The sequence below is a fragment of the Carnobacterium divergens genome (assembly GCF_900258435.1).
In the GTDB taxonomy this organism is placed as follows: Bacteria; Bacillota; Bacilli; order Lactobacillales; family Carnobacteriaceae; genus Carnobacterium; species Carnobacterium divergens_A.
In genome coordinates, this window is record NZ_LT992558.1 from 155,025 (window position 1) to 177,580 (window position 22,556).

Annotated in this window: 20 protein-coding genes; 11 read left to right on the forward strand and 9 right to left on the reverse strand. The window is 35.3% G+C overall.

Annotation, left to right across the window (positions count from 1 at the left end):
- The first annotated feature begins 25 nt into the window (after positions 1-25).
- The 6 genes from CDIMF43_RS01290 to CDIMF43_RS01315 all read left to right on the forward strand — a co-directional run bounded on the left by CDIMF43_RS01290 (position 26) and on the right by CDIMF43_RS01315 (position 6,436).
- A complete protein-coding gene (locus CDIMF43_RS01290) occupies positions 26-1,045 on the forward strand; it encodes an acyltransferase family protein (protein WP_074403539.1) in 1,020 nt (339 codons plus the stop codon).
- Positions 1,046-1,289: 244 nt separating this feature from the next.
- Complete coding sequence (locus tag CDIMF43_RS01295) at positions 1,290-1,907, forward strand: WxL domain-containing protein (protein ID WP_074403540.1); 618 nt, start codon at positions 1,290-1,292, stop codon at positions 1,905-1,907.
- Positions 1,908-1,981: 74 nt separating this feature from the next.
- The gene (locus CDIMF43_RS01300; RefSeq protein WP_074403541.1) at positions 1,982-3,091 is read left to right on the forward strand and encodes a DUF916 and DUF3324 domain-containing protein; all 1,110 of its coding nucleotides are present in this window, start codon (positions 1,982-1,984) and stop codon (positions 3,089-3,091) included.
- 112 nt (positions 3,092-3,203) lie between these two features.
- Complete coding sequence (locus CDIMF43_RS01305) at positions 3,204-5,798, forward strand: SpaA isopeptide-forming pilin-related protein (protein WP_109840983.1); 2,595 nt, start codon at positions 3,204-3,206, stop codon at positions 5,796-5,798.
- A 17-nt stretch (positions 5,799-5,815) separates the two neighbouring features.
- The gene (locus tag CDIMF43_RS01310) at positions 5,816-6,178 is read left to right on the forward strand and encodes an LPXTG cell wall anchor domain-containing protein (protein WP_109840984.1); all 363 of its coding nucleotides are present in this window, start codon (positions 5,816-5,818) and stop codon (positions 6,176-6,178) included.
- A 51-nt stretch (positions 6,179-6,229) separates the two neighbouring features.
- Positions 6,230-6,436, forward strand: a complete 207-nt coding sequence (locus CDIMF43_RS01315; protein WP_074403544.1) for a hypothetical protein — start codon at positions 6,230-6,232, stop codon at positions 6,434-6,436.
- A 56-nt stretch (positions 6,437-6,492) separates the two neighbouring features.
- Here the strand turns inward: CDIMF43_RS01315 and hpt are convergent, their stop codons facing one another.
- From hpt to add, 8 genes are all read right to left on the reverse strand, one after another.
- Positions 6,493-7,029 carry a hypoxanthine phosphoribosyltransferase gene (hpt, locus tag CDIMF43_RS01320; RefSeq protein ID WP_034572978.1) on the reverse strand — a complete coding sequence of 179 codons (537 nt, stop codon included), beginning with the start codon at positions 7,027-7,029 and terminating at the stop codon, positions 6,493-6,495.
- An 84-nt stretch (positions 7,030-7,113) separates the two neighbouring features.
- Positions 7,114-8,232, reverse strand: a complete 1,119-nt coding sequence (gene menC / locus CDIMF43_RS01325) for an o-succinylbenzoate synthase (RefSeq protein WP_109840985.1) — start codon at positions 8,230-8,232, stop codon at positions 7,114-7,116.
- 5 nt (positions 8,233-8,237) lie between these two features.
- The gene (gene menH / locus CDIMF43_RS01330; protein WP_162532894.1) at positions 8,238-9,050 is read right to left on the reverse strand and encodes a 2-succinyl-6-hydroxy-2,4-cyclohexadiene-1-carboxylate synthase; all 813 of its coding nucleotides are present in this window, start codon (positions 9,048-9,050) and stop codon (positions 8,238-8,240) included.
- A complete protein-coding gene (gene menD / locus CDIMF43_RS01335) occupies positions 9,040-10,785 on the reverse strand; it encodes a 2-succinyl-5-enolpyruvyl-6-hydroxy-3-cyclohexene-1-carboxylic-acid synthase (protein WP_109840987.1) in 1,746 nt (581 codons plus the stop codon). The genes menH and menD overlap by 11 nt, the downstream gene beginning before the upstream one ends.
- Positions 10,778-12,169: an isochorismate synthase gene (locus CDIMF43_RS01340; protein ID WP_109840988.1), complete on the reverse strand. Its 1,392-nt coding sequence runs from the start codon at positions 12,167-12,169 to the stop codon at positions 10,778-10,780. The genes menD and CDIMF43_RS01340 overlap by 8 nt, the downstream gene beginning before the upstream one ends.
- Positions 12,170-12,344: 175 nt before the next feature.
- On the reverse strand, positions 12,345-14,030 hold the full coding sequence (locus tag CDIMF43_RS01345) for an FAD-dependent oxidoreductase (RefSeq protein ID WP_074403549.1): 1,686 nt from the start codon (positions 14,028-14,030) through the stop codon (positions 12,345-12,347).
- Between the two features lie 82 nt (positions 14,031-14,112).
- Positions 14,113-14,676, reverse strand: a complete 564-nt coding sequence (ahpC, locus tag CDIMF43_RS01350; protein ID WP_034572964.1) for an alkyl hydroperoxide reductase subunit C — start codon at positions 14,674-14,676, stop codon at positions 14,113-14,115.
- A gap of 171 nt (positions 14,677-14,847) precedes the next feature.
- A complete protein-coding gene (gene add / locus CDIMF43_RS01355; RefSeq protein ID WP_233218273.1) occupies positions 14,848-15,867 on the reverse strand; it encodes an adenosine deaminase in 1,020 nt (339 codons plus the stop codon).
- A gap of 263 nt (positions 15,868-16,130) precedes the next feature.
- On the opposite strand from add, the gene CDIMF43_RS01360 reads away from it, so the two are divergent.
- Together CDIMF43_RS01360 and CDIMF43_RS01365 are read left to right on the forward strand one after the other, a co-directional pair.
- Positions 16,131-16,883, forward strand: a complete 753-nt coding sequence (locus CDIMF43_RS01360; protein WP_074403551.1) for a threonine/serine exporter family protein — start codon at positions 16,131-16,133, stop codon at positions 16,881-16,883.
- Positions 16,884-16,904: 21 nt separating this feature from the next.
- Positions 16,905-17,354 carry a threonine/serine exporter family protein gene (locus CDIMF43_RS01365; RefSeq protein WP_074403552.1) on the forward strand — a complete coding sequence of 150 codons (450 nt, stop codon included), beginning with the start codon at positions 16,905-16,907 and terminating at the stop codon, positions 17,352-17,354.
- A 58-nt stretch (positions 17,355-17,412) separates the two neighbouring features.
- Here CDIMF43_RS01365 and CDIMF43_RS01370 read toward each other — a convergent pair whose 3' ends face one another.
- Positions 17,413-17,640: a hypothetical protein gene (locus CDIMF43_RS01370; protein ID WP_109840990.1), complete on the reverse strand. Its 228-nt coding sequence runs from the start codon at positions 17,638-17,640 to the stop codon at positions 17,413-17,415.
- 246 nt (positions 17,641-17,886) lie between these two features.
- On the opposite strand from CDIMF43_RS01370, the gene CDIMF43_RS01375 reads away from it, so the two are divergent.
- From CDIMF43_RS01375 to CDIMF43_RS13695, 3 genes are all read left to right on the forward strand, one after another.
- Positions 17,887-18,990, forward strand: coding sequence for an ABC transporter ATP-binding protein (locus CDIMF43_RS01375; protein ID WP_074403554.1), 1,104 nt, complete (start codon positions 17,887-17,889; stop codon positions 18,988-18,990).
- 483 nt (positions 18,991-19,473) lie between these two features.
- The gene (locus CDIMF43_RS01380) at positions 19,474-20,619 is read left to right on the forward strand and encodes a ParM/StbA family protein (RefSeq protein WP_074403555.1); all 1,146 of its coding nucleotides are present in this window, start codon (positions 19,474-19,476) and stop codon (positions 20,617-20,619) included.
- Between the two features lie 114 nt (positions 20,620-20,733).
- A partial coding sequence (locus tag CDIMF43_RS13695) for a hypothetical protein (RefSeq protein WP_199198134.1) occupies positions 20,734-22,556 on the forward strand: 1,823 nt, incomplete at its 3' end.

Here is a 22,556-nt window from a genome sequence, read left to right on the forward strand (position 1 = left end):
CCTACTATTTGATTGGAGCTTACTGATGATACCTTCTATTCGACAACATCGCAACCGTAATCTCGATTTATTACGTATCCTTTCAATGTTTATGATTGTCTTGTTGCACTCACAAACTTTCGGCATCTTCCACTATGGTTTGCCATCAGGGATTCATTTATTCACACTGTATTTATTCCGAAATTTAGCCATTGTTGCTTCAAACTGTTACGTCTTAATCAGTGGCTATTTTCTAATAAAAAAAGGGTTTAATCGTAAAAAAGTAGCCTACTTTGCATTTGAAGTGAGTCTCTATTCTGCTATTATTTATTTAATTATGGTTATTTTTACCCCACTTACTTTCTCAATCCTTGATTTTCTTCATTGGGTATTCGTTTTATTTTGGGGAAATTATTGGTTTGCAACCTTGTACCTTGTATTGTATCTACTCTCACCTTTTTTAAATTTATTTTTAAAACAACTGTCACAAAGACAATTTCAACAAGTATTAATTGGATATTTTGTCATTTTTTCAATTTGGGCTACTTTTTCCCAGCTACCTATTTTAGGCATGAATGAAGGCTATAGCATTTTAACTTTTATCTTACTTTATTTGATAGGTGCTTACTTTCAACTTTATCCATTGCCTTTTAAATGGCAATCCGGCTGGTATTTATTTTATTATTTTAATAGTGCATTAGGCTTAACTCTGTATTTCTTTTTAGTGAACTACGAAGATTGGATGATTTATTACCATTCCCCTTTTGTATTACTTGCCACCATATCCCTGTTCCTTTTCTTTAAAGAAACACACTTTAAGAAAACCTGGGGAAGCGCCTTAATCCCTTTTATCTTTGGGATTTACTTAATTCATGAGCATCCCTTAATCAGGACTCTTTTATGGGAAGAATGGATTCCTGTCTATCAGATTAGTCAATATCCGTTAATGAATCTTATTTTATTAGGTGTTAGTGGACTTATTTTTATCAGCTGCTTACTACTATCATTGCCTCTTCATAAACTTAGTACATTCCTCTTTGACAACTTAAAACGCAAGTTAAACTAGCCCAAAAACTCAGTGCTGAATGCATTGAGTTTTTTTGTCCTCTTCTTTTGTGCATCCTCGATTCCAATTCTGCTTATAATCTCAAAATAAAATTAAATAGAAATTGTTTTTTTTTATTCACATTTAGGCTCTTTGTCTTTCTTAAAGATAAATAATATCGGTTTTTCTATGATAATCTTATTATTGTAATACTATTATCATACTTATGAGATAGAATACAAAAAAATATTAGGGGGATTTAAAGATGAAAAAATTAGTAATTGCAAGTCTATCATTAGGAGTTTTAGGATTAGTAGGTGCACCATTTGCATCAGCTGCAGATTTAGAAACAAAAGGAACAACTGGTCAAGTTGAATTTACTGAAGGTAAACTTACAATCGATGATGGCAAAGGCTCTTTTGGTGGTGGCTTACCATCGAATTTAGATTTTGGTAAACATGCAATCCAAAATGAAGTAAATGAAGAATGGACTGCTACAACAGATGGAACAACTGTTACTACTGGTTCATTAAATGTTTCAGATAAACGTGGTTCTTCAGCAGGTTGGACTGTTAAAGCTAAACAAAATGCACAATTTAGCATTAATTCTGTAGAATTAAAAGCTGCTGCTTTAACCATTAAAACTGGCGAAGCTACTAACGTAGGTGGTGTTTTACCAACCGTTGGTGCTATTAGTATGGATAAAGAATTACCTATCAATGCCGATGTGGACTTCTTTGGAGCTAAAGTAAACACTGGTGCTGGAGATTCGCACTTAGCATTAAATGAATTTAGATTAGCTGTACCTGCTGCTTCTGAAAAAAGAATGGGTGTTTACACAACTTCTATCACTTGGACTTTATCAGATACACCAGCAATCTAATTAAAAATTAAGCAATATAGATAGTCAGTTATTTTGGCTATCTATATTCGCTTTTGAAAGGATGCCCTATAAAAATGAAAAAAAGGTTACTTATTTTTTTTGCTTGTTTTCTAGGATCGCTATTCCCTATCTTGAATGTACAAGCGGATGAAACTAGCGACCCAAATAAATTAGCAAATTTCACAACTGAAGCTACCTTACCAGAAAATCAGTTCAATAAAGAAGTGACTTACTATGATTTAATGGTTGAACCAGGTTCTAAACAAGACTTAACTGTCCTCATTAAAAATACATCTAATGAGAAAATGACAATCAGTCCTTCTATTAATCGTGCACATACCAATCTTGTTGGCGTTGTTACTTATTCAGCTAAGAGCAAAGAGAAGGCTCCAAATTTAAAATACAATATTGAAGACATTGTAACAATTGATCAAACTACAATTGAAATTGAACCGAATGAAAGCTACAGCCTTCCTATCCATATCAACACACCAAATGAAAAATTTGATGGCGTATTGGCAGGAGGTTTATATTTATTTAAAGAAGATAAAACCAAAAATAAAGGTAATGTTAAAAATTACTTTGCTAGAGAAATTGCGATTTTACTGAGATCTGATCCTAGTAGTACTGAGCTATCAGGTAATTTAAAAGTAATTAAAGCAAGTGCTGGACAAGAAAATTATCGGAATGTAACTCAAGTGCTATTCGAAAATGATCAGCCTGCTTTTCTAAGCAACTTCTCAATTAATGCGAAAGTTTCTAAAAAAGGAACTTCTGAAACTTTATATGAAGTTAGCACTAACGGTTTATCGATGGCACCTAATAGTTCCTTTAATTTTCAAATACCCTTAAACGGGGCTTCCTATGAAGCAGGAAATTACACTGTTAAAGGAACATATAGCCATAATGATCAAAAAGAAAATTTTGAAAAAGAGTTTACTGTCTCTAAAGAAGAAGAAAAAAAATACAACAAAAATGATGTAACCATTGATCGTAGTAGCATTTTTGATAGTAAACTTGTCATTGCGCTATTTGTTTTATTGGTTGGTCTTATGATTGTTATTCTATTAATTCTTTTTATCTATCTAAAAAATAAAAAGAAAAGAAAACGAGAAGCACAACGTAGACGAATCGCTCAGCAAAGACGAAAAAGAAAGAAAAAAAAACCATCTGATATTGTGTAATCGTTTCTAAATGATGAATACACTTAAGGAACCCTACTTTGTTCATTTCAAGTAGTGATTCTCTAGTAATACACTATTATAGATACTACACTTTCAGAAAGGAGATTTTATTTTGAAAAAAATATTTTTAAATATCTTATTGTACATGACTTTACTTTCGACAGCTGCTCCTCTGAGTACTATTGTACAAGCTGAGTCACCAAGTCCTACAGAACCTGTGACTGCACAAGAGCCCCTTGTCAAAAATCCACTTACAGAGTTAGACACACCCACTGAAAATACAGAGAATCCAATCGAACAAAAAGAAAGCTCAATTGTGTCTGAACAACGACTAGAAGAAACACATTCTACACCCAATAAACTGCCTTTGGAAAATAAGTTAGATACCATTATTCCTTCACTAAATGTCGGAAATTCTAATTTATTAAATCCATCAGCTAAATTGGAAAATTATGCTATAAATCAGTATTATGATTCAGTTACTATGGAACGTATTGATGGAGATACAACTACTCCTATAAAAAATGGCGATAAAATTGATTATTATGATCAATTTAACATTTCATTTAATTGGTCTGTTCCAAATTCAGCTAATTTAGTGGATGGTGATGTCATAACATCAGCTCTACCTCCTGAGCTAAACCCGCTCAGAACAGGTCCACTAAATGTTACAAATGACAAAGGTATTGTTGTTGGTTCGTGGAAAATAATAGTCGCTCCAACGGGAGAAAAAACATTAGAATTCACAGTTAACCCAGCATTTGTATCCTTAACAAATCGATCTGGTACTATTAACTTTACAGCTCAGTTAGATTTTAGCCAAGTGCAAAATAAAAATCAGTGGATTCAATTAGCTTTTGATACAAAAGCTCAAGAAGTAATTAATTTAGATGTAAAAAAAGCGGCTTCCATTGACCCTAACGAACGTTTATATAAATTTGGGCAAGTAGATACTTCTAATCCTGAAATCGTTATTTGGAGTATTCGAGTAAATTATTCAGGTGTCAAAAGTAACCGCACAACAATAGTGGATTTACCCGTTGATCAAGAGTATATGCCGGATCGTATTTGGGCAAGTTGGGGAGAATACAATAAAGACACTGGAGAATATACTCAAATTGAACCTGTTCCAAATTCTTCAATTTATGGACGTGTCGGCGGAGGTTTCGAGATTGAATTTGGAGATATCGGAGAGGGAACAAATAGACCTTCAGGTATTATTAATGTTGCTATGAAAGCTAATGATGGCGGAACTGCAGGGAGGTACTTCAACCGTATTCTTTCCTATTCTTCAGGTATGCAAATCCGAGATTTAACTGTCTCCACACCAAAGTCTGGTGGTGGCGGTGATGGTGATGGAAATTCAGTTCTTACGGTACGTTTGGTTGACTCTACAGATCCTTCCATCAACCTTGATGGCGGAAAGTTTTCCGTATTCGAGGATGGTAAAAGTTTAGGTGTCCACAATGCTGTTGCTGGAGCCTTTAAAATAACTGCAAAACCTGGAAGTAAATATTCTATTCTACAATCGCAGGCCGGTACAAGAAGTGGTTATGTAGTTTATGACCTAGACGAATCTCTTAAAGCTGTTACAATAACAGGAGATACCGAAGTGGTTTTTTCTAATACACCTCTCAAAGGTAGCATTAAGCTAACAAAAGTTGATGCCGATGATTCATCTATTGTATTGCCTGGAGCCAAATTCGAGATAATTGACCCTATGACTAACGAAGTACTAATAGAAAACTTGGTTACCGATGAAAACGGGGAAATTATTGTTAGTAATTTAGATCCTAGGAATTATTTATTTTCTGAAACAGAACCGCCTCCTGGTTATGAATTGAATCCTTTATATCTACCTCTATCTCTTACAAATCAACACGTTAGCAGACCTGGTACTGAACAATTTTTTAATTTTATGAATTCTGGAAATTTTTCCAATAAAAAAGCTGCTAAAGAGATTTCCTTAATCAAAAAAGACAAAGAAAATCCAAGTACCCTCCTTCCAGATGCACATTTTGATCTTTATAAGGAAGGTGAATCTGCACCTATTAAGACAGATTTAATTACAGATGCTAGCGGTATAATTAACGTTGCTCTAGATTATGGTGACTACTATTTCCAAGAAACAATCCCGCCTACTGGGTACGTTTTAGATGAAACGAAACAGCGCTTTACAGTGAGTTCTGCTGAGCAAACACCACTTGTTGTTTTTAATGAAAAACAACGAGTAACCATGATTGATAGTCAATTCCCAAGTGACCTAAACTTCGGAACACATTCAATTCAAAATAGTTCAGATGAAAAATGGCTTGCTACAGTAGATGGAAACCAAACCAGTAAAACCACTACTGGAACTTTAAAAGTTGACGATAACCGTACAACAACAAGTGGATGGAAATTGAAAGCCAAACAATTGGAACAGTTCAAAAATGGCGTCGCTGAATTAACAGGTGCCCACTTACTAGTAACAGCAGGTACTGTGAATAGTACTGCAAAAGTTATTCCATCTAATGGAATTCAAGGAACTACTGCAACTTTAATTCCAAATGAAGAAAAAACCATTTTTGGTGCAAAAGCAAATGAAGGAACAGGAATTTCGACGTTAGAACTATCTAAATTTGAATTAAGTGTCCCTAAAACTGCCACTAAAAAAGTTGCGAAATACTCTAGTTCAATTGTTTGGACATTATCAGATACACCTTAGTGAGAAAGGAGAACTAAATGAAAAATAAGAAACTAATCTTCATTGTGTCGCTACTTTCAATTTGTATAGGTCTTAGTATTCCAACACAAGTTCTGGCAGATGATACAGTTCATGAAACAAGTGGAACCGTTGAGTTCTACTATTCAGATTCATCCTCCGTAGTACCGCCAATCAAAGAAAAACCTCAAGATCCTATTGAGAAACCAGTACCACCAATCAAAGAACCGAACCTTAACAAACTTCCTCAAACAGGTGAGGAAAAATTAGCTCTTTACTTTAAGATTGGTGTACTAAGTGCTATTGTTGGTCTACTTGTTTTATATAAAACAAAAAAAAAATTAAATGTAGTGATTTTCAATAGATACTATCCTAAACCTTAGTAAAGTAGCCAATCATTTTTAGCTACGTTAAAAGAATGTAGGAGGTAGCTGATGACTATTGAACAGTATTGGAACGATGTTACCATTTATTATGTTGTATTTCAAACTCATAGCGACTTTGAAATCAGTAAAACGTTAGTTTTTCCAACAGAATGGTCACACGAAAAAGTCAAAGTTAGCATTTCGAATTGCTTCAATAATGTAAAAAAAATTTTAGTTATTGAAGAAGATGCAGAAGGGCTGGCTTTGAAACTATAGTTATTTCAAAAAAAGGGAATGTTGACTGACAGTCAACATTCCCTTTTTCAATTTAATTATTCGTAAACTTCGCGTTTTACAATTCCGATATAAGGTAAATTACGATATTTTTCAGCATAATCAATCCCGTACCCTACAACAAATTCATTCGGTACTGGAAATCCGACATAATCTGCAGTAATATCCACAACTCGACCTTCTGGTTTATCAAGTAATGTCACTAATTTTACAGAATTTGCTTTGCGGTACTTAAATAGATTAACTAAATATTCAAGCGTACGCCCGCTATCAATAATGTCTTCCACTATTAAAATATCGCGTCCTTCAGCATTCGTGCTTAAATCTTTTATAATCTTTACCTCGCCTGTAGAAACAGTTGCATTTCCATAGCTGGAAACATCCATAAAATCTAATTCCACATCAATATCCATTTCCTTCACTAAATCAGTAATAAAGAAAATTGCACCTTTTAAAATTCCAACGACCAAAGGATTTTTCCCTTCATAGTCTTTTGATAATTGTTTTCCTAATTCAGCGGCTTTTGCTCGTAGTTCTTGCTCCGAGTAAAGAATCTCTTGAATATCTTTATGCATTTGATTGGTAAACTCCTTTAAGTTTTCTCAATTTGGTTAAAACAGTACGTCTTGCATTTTAGCAGTTTCCACGGAAAGAAACAATCACTTATCACTTAAAAATAATGTTTCTTTTTGAATTAAAAACTTATCTACTTGTTCAAAATTGATAGCCACACCTATTCCAAATCCCTGTGGTACTGACATTGTTCCTTCCTTAAATGAAAAATCAGTCGTAACAATATCTGATTCAAAATAACGACTCGTCTGTGAAATATCTCCCGGAAAACGAAATTCTGTACGAGATGCCAAAGCTAAGTTATGCGCTCTTCCGACACCTGCCTCTAACATCCCCCCGCACCAGACTAATACATCTTCTTGTTCACAATACGAAATAATCTCTAATGCTTCCGTTAAACCACCGACTCTTGAAAATTTCAAATTAATCGCCCTACAACTGCCTAAATTTACTGCCAATTGTACATCAGACAATGAGCGAATATTTTCATCAAGACAAATCCTCGTTTGAACTTGATTCTGCAACCAAGCGTGATCTAAGAAATCTCGGACGCCAAAAGGTTGTTCAATCATGGCTAACTGATAGCGGTCCAATTCCTTTATCAATTTAATATCGGACCTCGTATATGCTGAATTGGCATCTGCCATTAATGTTAAATTTGGGTATCTTTCGCGAATAGCTTGAATGGGTTCTTTATCGAATCCTGGTTTAATTTTCAATTTCACTCGCGTATAGCCTGCATCTACATATTTTGAAACAAGTTCTAACAGTGTGTCTGTATTTTCTTGAATTCCAATACTTACGCCGACATCAATTATTTGACGACTTCCTCCAAGTAAACTTGCTAAAGAACGGTGTTTACATTTTCCATATAAATCCCAAATAGCTGATTCAATGGCTGCCTTTGCCATTTCATTTCCTCTAATGCTTGAAAACCGTTCTTTTATTTCACATGGATGTTGAATGTCCTCACCTTTTAACAACGGAAGCAAATGATGTTTTAAAATCAGATAAGCGGTCTCACTCGTTTCTTCTGTATAATCAGGTACTGCAAAAGCTTCCAGCTCTCCGTAACCTTTTTGACCATTCTCCTCAACTACTTCCACCAAATAAAGTGGCTTTTCCTTCATCACTCCATAACTCGTAACAAATGGTGTCACTAAAGGCATAGCTAACTGATACAGGTTTACTTGGCTAAGTTTCATAGGTCTCACCTTCTATTGTCTAAGTTTTTTAATGCTCCAGAAAATTCTGCTGGCGCTTCTAGATGAATGGCATGACCTACTTCAGAAAAGGTAATAATGGATCCCTTTTTTAAGTGGGGGTTTATTTGAGCTGCAAGTTGACAAAATTTAGTATCTAGTGCTCCTACAAAAAGAAAAACAGGACAACTGATAGTAGATAATTGATTCCAATAACTAGGCTGACTTCCTGTTCCCATACCAAGCAAACTTTTTTGCAGCCCTTCTTCATCTTGACTAAGGCGTTCTTTGCGAATCGCTTCTTGTGTAGCAATAGGCAATTTTTTTTGAGATGAAAATAAGGCGAGATTTTCCCAATCATTTACAAATGAGACAAGACCTTTTCCCATGACTTTATCGGCTAATGCTTGATCTTGAAGTTGACGTAGTTGTTGCTCTTCTTGCGTTTTCAATCCCGGTGAACTACTTTCTAAAACCAATTTCTCTACTCTTTCTGGATAATATACCGTAAAGGCTAATGCCAATCGTCCTCCCATTGAATAACCGAGTAGTGCTACTTTTGGAATCCCTAGTTGATCTAATAAGTCTGCTAAATCCTTACATTGCTCCTCAATTGCATAGCGAGAAAGGTCCGCTTGACTCGTTGTATTGCCATGACCCAATAAATCAAGCGTCAAAACCGAGTCTTCTTCTAAGACTGGCAGGATTTGACGAAAAGTGTTCTTCGTCCCTGTAAATCCATGTAGCAACAACCAGGTTGTCTTTGACTGTCCTTGGGAAAGAACATAGTCATAGCTCAGCCCTCTTAGCTTAATTTTCATAACCATGATCCTTTAAGGCTTTTGCCACTGCTTGATAAAGCTCACGATGGCTTGCTACATTTTCATAACGATTGGTTTTGATTTCAATAATATCTAATCCTTTATGAAAACTAGCTAAATCCATTGCTTCATGAAATTCTTCTTGTGTTTTAGGCGCTTGGTAATGACCTTGGTACAATTCTGCAATCGTTTCAAAATTCAAAGCTAGTTCCGTTCCAAAAAGTGTCTCAAAATGTTTTGGTAACGTTGCTTGCGGTAAAAATGAAAAAATGCCGCCACCGCTATTATTGACTAGAATAATCGTTACATTTAAGCCATATTTTTGAGCCATTGCCAAACCATTCATATCATGATAAAAAGATAAGTCTCCAATTACCAAATACATAGGCTGAATCACGGTTCCACTACCTAAGGCACTCGAGATGACTCCGTCAATTCCATTAGCTCCACGATTAGCTAATAATTTGATTGATTTATTTGTTTTGTTAAAGAAGGTATCCACATCTCGAATTGGCATACTGTTTCCAATAAACAATCCTGATTTTGTTGGTAAATATTCTCTAACCCAGCGAATCAATTGTCCCTCATTTGCTTCTGTTAAGGTGGTCAAATACTCGTTCACAACCGTTTCTGTTGCCTTATTAACATGTTGCCAACTTTGCAACCAATCTGAACTAGTTGCTTTTTTAAAGTCTTTTGCTAAAGCATCTACTAAAAAGCGTTCATCACAGTGAATGATATCCGTTGCTTGCTTCGTTGGATCTTTCCACTCATTACCAGAATCCACCAAGTAATACAAACTATCTTCAAATTGTTCAATCCATTTCATTAAAGATTTAGAAACGGGCATTGCTCCAAAGCGAATAATGACTTCTGGAATCAACTCCGTCACTAAATCTTGCTCTCTTAAAAAGGTGTCGTATTGGTCAATAACCGTGTTGTCAGTATCGCCATATGTTCTTAATCCTGACAACGGATCTGCTAAAATGGGCCATTTGATTTGCTTGGCAAACGCCGCAAGTGGTTCGGCAAATTCTTTCTTACTATTTGGTCCTACAATAATCATTCCCTTTTTACCTTCACAACTAGCAATAATTTGTTGAATAAGTTCTGGTTGAATCACTTGATGCGCGTAATAAATATGGGTATGACGAATTGCCTTTTCTTGTGTGAATGGAGAAGGGTCTAAAATTGGAACAAGTGGTTCTCTTAATGGAAAGTTCAAATGAACGGGACCACGTGGCGCTGTCATCGCAATATCAACTGCTTTGCTCCCTTGCCATTTTGCATAGCGTAGCATTTCGACTGAGTTTTCTGGGAGTGCCATATCCGTAAAATATTTCACATGAGTACTGTATAAGTGAACCTGATCCATTGCTTGAGGAGCGCCGACATTTCGTAGTTCGTGAGGTCGGTCCGCAGTTAATACTAATAAAGGAATCCCTGACAATTTTGCTTCTGCTACTGCTGGCATATAATTAGCTGCTGCTGTCCCTGATGTACACAATAAAACGACGGGGCGTTTCCCTGCTTTAGCAATCCCTAACGCAAAAAAACCTGCTGAACGTTCATCGACGTCAACATAAATTTTTAAAGCTGGATGCTCTGCCATCAAAATAGCCAACGGAGTAGAACGTGAACCGGGGCTAATTATGGCTTCTTTGACGCCTGCTTGAATCAATTCTTCAATAAATGTCGCTAAATAATCGGTCATTGCTACTTGGTAGTTACTCATGATCTAATCCTCCTAAAGCTCTTAACATCGGTTGAAATTTTATTCTTGTTTCAATTAATTCTTCTGCTGATTTTGAACCGGCTACTAAGCCACAACCTGCAAATAATATACTTTGCTTTTCCATTAGTAAGGCTGAACGAATCGCTACAGCAAATTCTCCCTCGTCATCTTGGTTTAGCCAACCAATTGGTGCTCCATAAAACCCACGATGATAAGGCTCCTTTTCACGAATAACTGCTAACGCCTCGTTTCTTGGCAAACCACCTAATGCTGGTGTTGGATGCATGGCCTTAACTGCCATTAGAAATGGAACAGTCGCCTGTCTTTTTCCTTCAACTGTCACAAATAAATGCTGAATATCTCGATTTTTTAAAAGTGTTGGATTTCCAGAAACATTCAAATCCATCGTCAATGTTCGTAGCGTTTCAGAAATCATTTCAACAACTAAATGGTGTTCATGTGTATTTTTATGATCCTTCAATAATGCCTCTCCAATGACTTGATCTTCTGCTTTCGTTTTCCCTCTTGGGGCAGATCCAGCTACACATGCTGAATAATAATGCTGATTCTCTGCTGCAAGTAATTGTTCTGGCGTTGCACCAATAAAAGCTTTCTCTTTATTTTCTAAAACAAAAAAATAACTATTTTGTTGCGTCATCATCAGCCGCTCTAAAACATCTTCAACGTCTACAACTGAATCGTGTTCAACCAATAATTGCCTTGATAATACCACTTTTTGTAACGTCGTGGATTGTTTAATCAATTTAACTGTTTCGTCAACGGCTTGTATCCATTCTGTTGTTGCTAATTCAGTTTTGTTAGTAACAACTGCTTTGGCTGCTTTAGGTACTATTTGTTCTTCAAGAAGTTCTTCCCATTTCCCAAAAAATTCGTTAGCCTTCTGATGTAAGTCTGTTTGAGAATCTACGTAAAAATTAATAGTTAAGAAGGTTTCTTCTGAAAGTACAGTTACTAAATACGTTGGCAAATAAAAAAATGCCGATTGAAAATCTTGCCATTCTTTAGATTCTCCACGTTCAGGGTCGAAGTCAAAGCCACCAAATAAAAGGGCACCCGTTGCGCGCCTTTTTTGATTCGTTGCCGTTTGTTTTTTTAATTGCTGATTAAATTCGTGGACATCTTGATAACTCGTTATTCCTTTATTTGAGCAAAATTGATTTGTACTTCCTAATCCCACTAGCGTTACCTTTTTTGAAGGATTTTGCCAAAAAAAGCGTTTTGTTGAATATACTCCTTTTCCTTGTTTAAAAATCATCAATGGGTTCAACGACTCTATTTTTGTTACCCAGCTGACTAAAACTTTTTCTTGTTTGGTTAATAATTCTTCTACTTGCGCTACTAGACCCACTGGTAATTCTACCATTTTGATTCGCTCCTTAATTCTCTTAATCACTTCTTAGTATAACAAAAACCAAACAAAAATACAGATTCATTGATTGAATAATAGGGAAATTTAATCGTTTTATTGGCTGCTTCTGCTTATTAAAAACGAAACCCCAAATTCAATGAAAATGAACTTGGGGTTTTGATTGTTTATTCTATTGAGCTGATTCTAATGCCGTTACGATTTCTTCTAAGGTTTTAGCTCCGAAAATCACTTGCTGATGATCCATAATCATCGCTGGAACGCTCATAATTTTCTTCTCTTTTTTCAAATCAGGGAATAATGCTGTATCAATCATTTCTGCTTCTACCTTATGATTAAGAGAGGCAATGCGTTGACAAGCTGCTACTACATCTGGGCAATAATGACAGGTTAAAGAGACACAAATTTCAATTTTTGAAGCAGGTAATTTTTGAATCCGTTGAACTAATGCATCTTCAATCGGTTGGCCTGCACTTCCCACATTGTATATGGCTAAGACTAATGAATTTAATTCATGTCCACTTGGAACGCCACTGAATTTAATTCCTGTGTATTCTCCTTGATCATTCAATAAGACAGCTGTAGGCGTTCTTGTTAAATTGATTTTCTTTTCAAACGCATCGTCTTGGCCCAACATGCGGTTTTCAAATTGAATGTGTTCACTTAACGGCTCAATTTGCTGTAAAAAGGCTTGCAATTCAATTGATTTTGCATCATTTTGGTCAAATAGATTCACTAAGGTTACATTCGTTGTCAGTTTACTAAAAATACCCTTTAACTGCTCTTTCATCGTTTCTGGGAACCACTCATTTGAAGCAGTAGTTTTTGGCTTTTCAGCTTTTTTAACAGACCCTTCTTTATGTTCTTTCACTTCTTTTTTCAACATTTTCTCACTAACGGCTGGCAATCCAAGACGTTCTTTTTCATTTGTAACGTATTTTTCAGCAACTGTTGCTGCAATTCCACCATCTGCTACAGCTGTAACGATTTGTCTCAATTCTTTAACACGTAAATCACCTGCTGCATAAACACCCGTCACACTCGTCTCCATTAGCTCATTCGTAGGAATAAACCCTTGCGGCGTTAACTCAATTTTGCCTTCAAAGATTTCGGTACTTGGCTGATTCCCAGCGAATACAAACATCCCAAATGCGCCATCTTCTGCAGAAGCTTCATAAGTAAACGTTTCCCCCGTTTCATTGTTTAAGAAAACAGCTTTTTTCATGAAGTCATCACCTGTTACTTCTTTGACTTCGGTATTATAAATAATTTTAATATTTGGATTGTTTTTTGCTTGATCTGCAGTCATTTTAGCACAGGTGAAATCTGGCTCTCGGATGATCATTGTCACACTTTTTCCATAACGTGTTAAAAAGACCGCTTCTTCTGCCGCAGCATAACCTCCACCAATCACAAAAATATCTAAGCCACTGAAAAATTCCCCATCACAAGTTGAACAGTACGCAATTCCTCGGCCTGTAAATTCTGTTTCACCAGGAAAGCCAATTTTACGTGCTGATGCGCCTGTTGCGATAATAACTGCTCTGGTTTTATAAGTTGTCGTAGCTGTTTTGATAATCTTAACTTCTTGTTCCAATTCAACTTCACTAATTTCACCCGTCGCAAATTCCACGCCAAAATCTTGTGCTTGTAAGTACATTTCTTCCGTCAATCCTGCACCAGTTGATTTTCGAACCCCTGGATAATTCACAATTTCAGAAGTCGTTGTCACTTGTCCACCAATTTTTTCCTTTTCAATAATTAGGGTATCCAACATTGCTCGACCTGCATAAATGCCCGCTGACAAACCTGCGGGGCCACCACCAATAATAATCAAATCATATATCTGTTCTGTCATCGTTTCAAAACTCCTTTTTATTTGTCTTCTAAAAAAAGCTCCATTCCATCCATTATGGAACAGAGCTTTTATTTATTTCATGTTAAATTTTACCAACTAAGTCTAGGCTTGGTGCAATTGTATCTGCTCCTGGCTTCCAGTTTGCAGGACAAACTTGATCGCCATGTTCTTCCACGAATTGAGCAGCTTCTAGTTTTCTAACTAGCTCATCGGCATTACGACCAATTCCCATATCATGGATTTCGTAAGCTTTGATTTCGCCTCTTGGATTTACGACGAATGAACCACGGTATGCTTGACCAGCTTCTTCATCCATCACGCCAAAGAAACGTGAGATTTTTCCAGTTGGATCAGCAATCATTGGGTATTGAATTTTTCCAATTGTATCCGTCGCATCCGCCCATGCTTTATGTACAAAGTGGCTGTCGGTTGAAACTGAATAAACTTCGCAATCAATCGCTTGTAATGCTGCATAGTGATCTTGAACGTCTCCTAATTCAGTTGGACAAACAAATGAGAAATCTGCTGGGTAAAAGAAGAAAATACTCCATTTTCCTAAAACATCATCGGTTGTTACTTTAATAAATTCACCATTTTGGTACGCATCTGCTTCAAATTCCATTAATTTAGTATTGATTAAATTCATTATTTCCACTCCTTTTTAGTAGTTCGTTTTACTAGTTTAATTGTAACAAACGATAATTATTCCGTCAAACGAATTATTACAATCTGGCACTTATATTCTCATTATCCATACAAAAAAGACCAAAAATAGCTTCATTTTTGATCTTTTGAATAGTAGACTCAATCCTTATTCTTAATGGACTAACTGGTAAGACTCTAAAACTTGTTTTTTTAATATTTTTTTCGTTGTTTCATCTGCAAAACTAGCTTGAATGCCATTAAGTGTTAATTCTTCCATTCCTCTATAGCCAATTTGATACAAACGGTCTAATGTCATAAATTCTTTTGTTAAATTAGTATTAGAAACAGATCGATTGTCTGTACTAACAGCCAATTTCAATCCAGCTTTTTGAAATTCTTCAAAGGGGTAGTTTTCCCATTTGCCTACCGTTTTTGTTTGCAAGTTACTGTTTGGACAAATTTCAACGGTAATCCCTTTTGAAATACAATAAGTTAAAATCTCTGGATCATCTTTTAGAGCAATCCCATGGCCAATTCGAGTAGCTCCTAAATCGACTGAATCTTGCACATTTGTTGCACAACCACATTCACCTGCATGAAGGGTTATGGGCAAATCATACTCTACTGCTAACTTAATTATTTTTTTATACTCTTTTGGCGGATAATTGGCTTCATCACCTGCTAAATCAATCCCTACAATTCCTTGACCTAAAAATTCTTTCGTCAATTCAACAATCTCTAGGTTGTCTTTTTCCTGATGACCTCGCATCATACATAGAATTCCGTTACTTTTAACACCAAAATCTCGTTCGCCTTTTTTTAATCCTTCTACTACCGATTGGATGACGCGCTCTGCGGATAACCCTTTACGCGTTGAAAGCATGGGTGCAAAGCGAACTTCTATATAGGTCACATTTTCTTTTGCAACGTCCCCAATCAGTTCATACGCAACTTCTTCAAGAGCTGACTCAACTTGTAAACAATCTAAAACCGTCTCAAATTTCCCAATATATTCCAATAAACTTTGACAATCTTCACCCGCTTCTACTAAGGTGCGTAACGCTTCTTCATTTTCAGGAAGTTCATAGCCCTGCTCATTAGCAATGTTGCGAAGTGTTTTTTTACTTACAGATCCATCTAAGTGACAATGTAATTCTACTTTTGGCAAATTTTCAACTGTTTTTTGTTCCAATCGTGTCATCTCCTTTTTAAAGTAACGAAATAGTTAATTGATGATAACGGATTTTCATAAGAAAAGAAAGCTTTTTTGTCAAAAATGAACGTTTTTTCATAAAAAAACTAAACTGAAATCCCTTACCACAAAAAAACGTTCGTATTTAAATCAAATGCCACCGTTAATTTGGACTGTAAAAAAGCTAGCCATCCTGCACTTTTTAAGATACTATTAGTGAGTACAAATGCTTAAGAATTGATTTATTTAAAGGAGGTTGTCCCTTGTCAAAAGCCTATACAGACTTATTATTAGATACTTGTCTTCTAGCAGGTAAAATTATGATGGAGAGTGGCGCTGAGATGTATCGGGTAGAAGATACGATGAATCGAATCGCGACTGTTGAAAGTGGTAAAAAAGGGATTAGTTTTGTAACTCCAACGGGCATTTTTATGGCAATAGAAGGGGGAAGCTCTGTTAAACTACAACAAATTCCCAGCCGTTCAATCAATCTCGAACGTGTATCCAAAGTAAATGATTTGTCTCGGGAATTTTCCGCGCAAAAAATTGACCTCACAACGCTTTCTACACGTCTTAAAAAAGTAGAATCTGAAAATGACTTTTTTCCTATTTGGTTGCAAATTATCGCAGCGGCTGTAGTTAGCGGAACCTTAATGATTCTTTTTGGTGGTGCTTGGCCTGATTTTATTCAGTCCTGTGTTATTGGAGCGATTGGATTTGCTGTTTATTTCTACAGCAATGAATTTTTAAAAATTAAGTTTCTAGCTGAATTTTTTGCCTCCTTTATAATTGGCTTGCTTGCAATTATCACGGTTTCCATTGGATGGGGCGTCAGTGTCGATGGCATGATTATCGGAAGCGTTATGCCTTTAGTTCCGGGAGTTCCAATTACCAATTCCGTTCGAGATTTATTAGCAGGACACTTATTGTCTGGTATGGCACGTGGCACGGAGGCTTTAATTACTGCTTGTATGATTGGCATCGGAATTGCCGTTGTTTTCCAAATGTTCTATTAGATAGAAAGGAGCACTATCAATATGTTTGACTTAGCCATTCAGTTAACTTTTAGTTTCTTAACAACAGCGGCATTTGCCATTATTACAAATGTTCCAAAACGATCTCTAGTAAGTTGTGGTTTAACAGGTATGCTAGGCTGGATTGTTTATTGGGGAACTGGTCAGTTTGGTGTTAGTAACGTGTTAGCAACCTTTTTAGGTGCCTTTACAGTAGCTATTTTTAGCCATTTCTTCTCTAGAATTAAAAAAATGCCTGTGACAATTTTTAATATTCCAGGAATTGTTCCACTTGTACCTGGGGCCTTGGCTTATCAAGCCGTCCGCAATCTTGTATTAGGCGATTATGTAGTTGCTGTATCTATTAGCGTGAAAGTCTTATTAGTTGCTGGTGCTATTGCATCTGGTTTAGTTATTTCTGAAGTATTTAACCATAATATTCGTAATTTCCGTGAAAAGAAAGAACACTTTTAATTTTCAAAACACAGTCTAAGAAGATTTCTCTTAGACTGTGTTTTATTAGTCCTATAGTTTATTTTTTCAAAATCAAAGCGGAGTATAATTCGTCTACATAGGTCACATCTATACTATGATCAAATTTCCTCAAGATAAGGCTTTTTATTTCTGATTCTGATAATGCTATTGGCAACACTACTGTTTGATGAATTTCTTTTTGCATGATTTCTCCGTTCTTCAAATGAATACGCGCCATAAATCCGATATTATAAATTACACCATCATCCCAATTTTTTTCGATCATCTTATTATTCCGCTCCTTTTCGAATGTGGGCTTATCCTTATTAATAGTAGCATATTAAAATGAAACTTTTAGTGAATTTTTTTCTTGAAAAAAAGAAATTTTTAATCTCACCTCAAATAGCACACTTCGTTTGTGCAGCTTTTACGAAACTTTTAGTGAATTTTTGTGCATTACGCCATATCAAATGAAACCGTTTTCTAATATACTGAACCTATCAACAAAATAAATAGAATGCGGGATGATATCATGGTAGAAATCGCTTTAAATAACATTTATAAAAAATATGACAATGCTGAAAATTTTTCAGTTACAGATTTTAATTTATCTATTCAAGATCGCGAATTTATTGTCTTCGTTGGTCCTTCTGGTTGTGGAAAATCAACGACATTAAGAATGATCGCTGGGTTAGAAGATATTAGTGAAGGTGAACTTTTCATTGGCGATACTTTAATGAATGATGTAGCGCCTAAAGATCGTGACATCGCAATGGTTTTCCAAAACTATGCTCTTTATCCACACATGACTGTCTATGATAATATGGCATTTGGTTTGAAATTACGTAAATACGATAAAGCTGAAATTAAAAAAAGAGTAGAAGAAGCAGGAGAAATTCTTGGTTTAACAGAATACTTACAACGAAAACCAGCGGCTTTGTCTGGTGGACAACGTCAACGTGTGGCGTTAGGGCGCGCAATTGTTCGTGATGCTAAAGTTTTCTTAATGGATGAACCTTTATCCAACTTAGATGCCAAGCTAAGGGTGGCCATGCGTGCTGAAATTGCAAAATTACACCGTCGTTTGGAAACAACTACTATCTACGTAACCCATGACCAAACAGAAGCAATGACTATGGCTGATCGAATTGTCATCATGAAAGATGGTTTTGTTCAACAAATCGGTTCTCCTAAAGAAGTCTACGATACACCGAAAAATGTCTTTGTAGCTGGCTTTATTGGTTCTCCTGCCATGAATTTCTTTGATGTCACTTTAACAGGAAATGTGATTTCTAATGGATTAGGACTAAAATTAGTCATTCCAGAAGGAAAACGCAAATTACTAGAAGGAAAAGGATATGAAGGCAAAAAATTAATCTTTGGTATTCGTCCAGAAGACATTCACAGTGAACAAATCACACTAGATTCAAATCCAGAAAGTGTTGTTCATGCTGAAGTTGTCGTTTCAGAATTATTAGGTGCTGAAACAATGCTCTATACTCGTATTGATAACACCGAATTTATTTCTAAAGTAGACGCAAGAGATTTCCATAATCCTGGCGAATTCGTTGACCTAGCCTTTAATTTAAATAAAGGTCATTTCTTTGATCCTGAAACAGAAGATGTGATTCGTTAATCAAAAACAATCATTCCATTATGAAAATAATGTTTTTGATAAATAAATAAACCCCTTTTTCGACATCCTTAATTTATTTTAAGGATGTTTTTTTGTACTCTTCTTCTTTTAGCAAGTCTAGCTTTTGAATGTTTCGCAATAATTCACATTTCTGTAAAATTATAGGCCTCGCATCTAACTATCACCAACCTTAAATCTTGTTCTTTTATTTAGATAGAACAATAATGAAACCCTTGTATAATTAAGGAAAACTAACAAATATTAAGGCGATATATTTTATTTCAAGTTATTTTTTATTTTTTTCCATTTCCAAGGCGAAAATACACAAAAAAAAACGCCTGAAATTTTCCATAAACCGGTTGACTTAACTCCTTTAAAATGGGACTATTATAGGTAGTGAAGTTTTATATTACAAGTGATTTAATGCAACTAATCGATAGTATAAACTAGCCTGATAAATTTGAAAAAATAAAGGAGATCAATATGAAAATTATTGTAGTAGATCCAGGTAAAAATGAAGTAAAAAGCTTTTGTTTTTCAAACAATGGCACTCTAGAATATGTAAATTCATTTCCTTCAAAATCTAATGAAATTATCGAAGAACGTTTCTTAGAAGAAGACAGTTCTTTACGTCAATACCGTATGGAACTAAACGGCCATAGCTATATGGTTGGTGAGGGTGTTGATACCACTTATAACACTGAATTAACAAAAAATTCGTTACATCACAAACTATGCATTTATGCAACCGTAGCTGACTTTTTAACTGAGGAAGATCACGATGAAGAAGTTTTACTTGTTTTAGGCTATCCTTCAACAGATTTCCAAAACAACTTCCGTCGCGAAGATTATCAACGTCTGATTTATGGCGATAAAGACGGTCATATTGAATTTGTACAAAACGGGAAAGAGGTTTCTTTCCAATTAACAAATGTCATCGTCTTACCAGAAGGACAAGCTATGTTACCAAGAATGACTGAAGTGGAAGATTATTATTCTCTCTACGTATTAGATATTGGTGGACAAAATGTCAACTTCCGTGAATTCGACAACAAAGGTAACGCAAAAACAGCTTTCTCAATCGATGCAGCTGGAGTGAATTATTTAGAAACCACTCTTGAAGCCGAATTAAGAAGAGCCATCGAAAATCCAAACGTGAACTTCCGTGGTATTGATTACAATGAAGCGATCTTAACTGGTAAAATTTTCGACATCGGTGCCATTGAAGGATTCTCTGATTCTACTGCGTTCATTAACAGTGTTGTGCAAAACTTCATTAAAAAAGAAATCGTTAGTGAATTAGCATCTCGCGGATACAACATCAATGTTCATGGACAACATATCATCTTTACTGGTGGTGGAAGCTTACTGTTACAACCCTATTTAGAAAACTTATTACAAGGAAACAAGTCAAACTTGATTTTCTCTAAGTCTGCAAAATGGGATAATTGTTTATCTTACACAATTAAAGCCTTCCAAGAACAATTCACAACAAATGAACAATTCACAAGTTTCATCAAACCTTTATACACTGAATTAATGAAAAACGGCTATGCAAACTTCTATAAAGGTCTAACACCATCTGCAACACCAGACGATGACACAATGGACTTCAATCGCGTTCTATAAACGATAACGATTAAACCAAGTTAGAGATACAGCCGGTTTGGTTGTATCTTTAATTTTAGTCTAAACACTTAGGGAAAAATAAAAAAGATAAAACTACAAAAAAGGAGTACACCTATGAAACTTCATGATTTTTTAGATAAAAAAAATGCGTTGATGGATGCTTTATCTTCAGATGAAGTCAGTTCTAACCCAACAACTGATTCTAAAAATGATGATCCGTTTAAAAGCGAATTAGTTTTTAATCAAATCAAATCAGAAGAATTATCTACTGATACGATTGATCAACGTAACGCTACCGTTTTACCAAACAAAGCTGTTTTTCAAAAAAACACTCGCTCAACTAACCCCATTCCATTTAAAACTATCGACAACAGCCGTACGGCTGAAAAAAATACTGAGCTTGAAGCCAATTACCAAAAACGTTTGGCTGAATTAGAAGCTGATTTTGAAAAAAAACAAACGAACTTAGAGGCTGACTATCAAGAAAAAGCAAACCGTCTTGAAACAAAACAACAATTAGTTGCTAGTGAATTAGAAAACAATTTTACTCAACAGCTTGAACAATTAAAAGAACAGCAGTTAGCTGAACAAAAAGCAATTGAAGCACAATACAACCAAAAAGTGGCTGAAATCGAACGTCTTTCAGAAGAAAAACAAAAAGACATTGAAACAAAGTATCATGAGAAAATGCAAATGCTTGAAGGTATTTATACAGATCAACAGGAATTAAACGAACAAAAATATCTAGCAAAAGAAATCGCTATTGAAAAAGCTCGCAAAGAAGAAGAAGAAACATTCAATAAAAAATATAAAACCAAACTAGCTGAACTCGAAAAACAAGCACAAGCTAAAAAAGAGCTTGATGAACAAAAATATCAAGAACAGCTGACACAATTAACTAAAAAACATGAAGACCAAGAACAAGAGTATGAACGTAAATACTTAGAAAAAATTGAAAAGCTTGATTTATTCTATCAAGAAAGACAAAACACATTAGAGTTTGATCTTAAAGCACGTGAAAAAGAAATTATTCAACAAGCTGAAAAAATTGCTGAAGAAAAAATTGATTTAGCTGGTCGCGAAGCGCAACAATTACTAAACGACATCAAAGAAAAAGCTGAAAATCAAACTAAACAAATTGAACTTCAAAATCAAGAACTTGAATTACAAAATAAAAAGCTGATTGAAGATGCCAAAAAAATGGCTAGCAATATTATCAACAGTGCAAATGGAGAAGCTAAGAAGAAAACTGAAAAAGCTGCTGAACAAGCTGAAACAGCTTTAAAAAGTGCTCGTAGCGATGCTCAAATCTTAATTGAAAACACCGAAAATGAAGCTGCAAACATGTTAAAACTGGCTAAAGCAAACGCCTTTGCTTTGAAGGAAGAGACTGAAAAAACAATTGTATTAGAAAAAGCACAACATGAAAATGCAATTGCTGATGAACGTTACCAACTTAAAGCGGAACGGGAATCATTCCTAGCTTATAAGGAAGAATTCCAGGAGCATAAAGCAGCAATTGAGAAGAGCTTAGCTCATAAAGAACATATTTTAGCGACAAAAACACAAGAAGATATTGCTTATTTAGAAGATAAAGCAATTGAATTAGATAACAAGTTAGATGCTCGTATACACCATGACGAAAAACAATACAAATTAATCCATTACGCAACCATGTTACTAAGCCTTGTTACCTTAATTTTCTTTATTCTTTCCGTTTACTCTCAAACTTCATATCCACAAATTGGATTATCTTTTATCTCAGTAGTAATCAGTATGTACCTGTTCTGTACTGCATATTTGAACCATAAACATATTGATGAAATTTCTGATGAAGATGATGACGATGATGATGACGAATTTGACGACGACGATGATTTCGATGATGATGACGAATTTGACGACGACGATGACTTCGATGATGATGACGAATTTGA

Excerpts from the sequence above, each read along its gene's own strand:
- CDIMF43_RS01310 (WP_109840984.1), top strand. The coding sequence starts at position 5,816 with ATGAAAAATAAGAAACTAATCTTCATTGTGTCGCTACTTTCAATTTGT.
- CDIMF43_RS01345 (WP_074403549.1), bottom strand. The coding sequence starts at position 14,030 with ATGACAGAACAGATATATGATTTGATTATTATTGGTGGTGGCCCCGCA.
- menC (WP_109840985.1), bottom strand. The coding sequence starts at position 8,232 with ATGAAACTTAGCCAAGTAAACCTGTATCAGTTAGCTATGCCTTTAGTG.
- CDIMF43_RS01340 (WP_109840988.1), bottom strand. The coding sequence starts at position 12,169 with ATGGTAGAATTACCAGTGGGTCTAGTAGCGCAAGTAGAAGAATTATTA.
- menD (WP_109840987.1), bottom strand. The coding sequence starts at position 10,785 with ATGAGTAACTACCAAGTAGCAATGACCGATTATTTAGCGACATTTATT.
- CDIMF43_RS01295 (WP_074403540.1), top strand. The coding sequence starts at position 1,290 with ATGAAAAAATTAGTAATTGCAAGTCTATCATTAGGAGTTTTAGGATTA.
- hpt (WP_034572978.1), bottom strand. The coding sequence starts at position 7,029 with ATGCATAAAGATATTCAAGAGATTCTTTACTCGGAGCAAGAACTACGA.
- CDIMF43_RS01315 (WP_074403544.1), top strand. The coding sequence starts at position 6,230 with ATGACTATTGAACAGTATTGGAACGATGTTACCATTTATTATGTTGTA.
- CDIMF43_RS01300 (WP_074403541.1), top strand. The coding sequence starts at position 1,982 with ATGAAAAAAAGGTTACTTATTTTTTTTGCTTGTTTTCTAGGATCGCTA.
- ahpC (WP_034572964.1), bottom strand. The coding sequence starts at position 14,676 with ATGAATTTAATCAATACTAAATTAATGGAATTTGAAGCAGATGCGTAC.
- CDIMF43_RS01370 (WP_109840990.1), bottom strand. The coding sequence starts at position 17,640 with ATGATCGAAAAAAATTGGGATGATGGTGTAATTTATAATATCGGATTT.
- CDIMF43_RS01365 (WP_074403552.1), top strand. The coding sequence starts at position 16,905 with ATGTTTGACTTAGCCATTCAGTTAACTTTTAGTTTCTTAACAACAGCG.
- CDIMF43_RS01290 (WP_074403539.1), top strand. The coding sequence starts at position 26 with ATGATACCTTCTATTCGACAACATCGCAACCGTAATCTCGATTTATTA.
- CDIMF43_RS01380 (WP_074403555.1), top strand. The coding sequence starts at position 19,474 with ATGAAAATTATTGTAGTAGATCCAGGTAAAAATGAAGTAAAAAGCTTT.
- menH (WP_162532894.1), bottom strand. The coding sequence starts at position 9,050 with ATGAAAATTAAGCTAAGAGGGCTGAGCTATGACTATGTTCTTTCCCAA.
- CDIMF43_RS01375 (WP_074403554.1), top strand. The coding sequence starts at position 17,887 with ATGGTAGAAATCGCTTTAAATAACATTTATAAAAAATATGACAATGCT.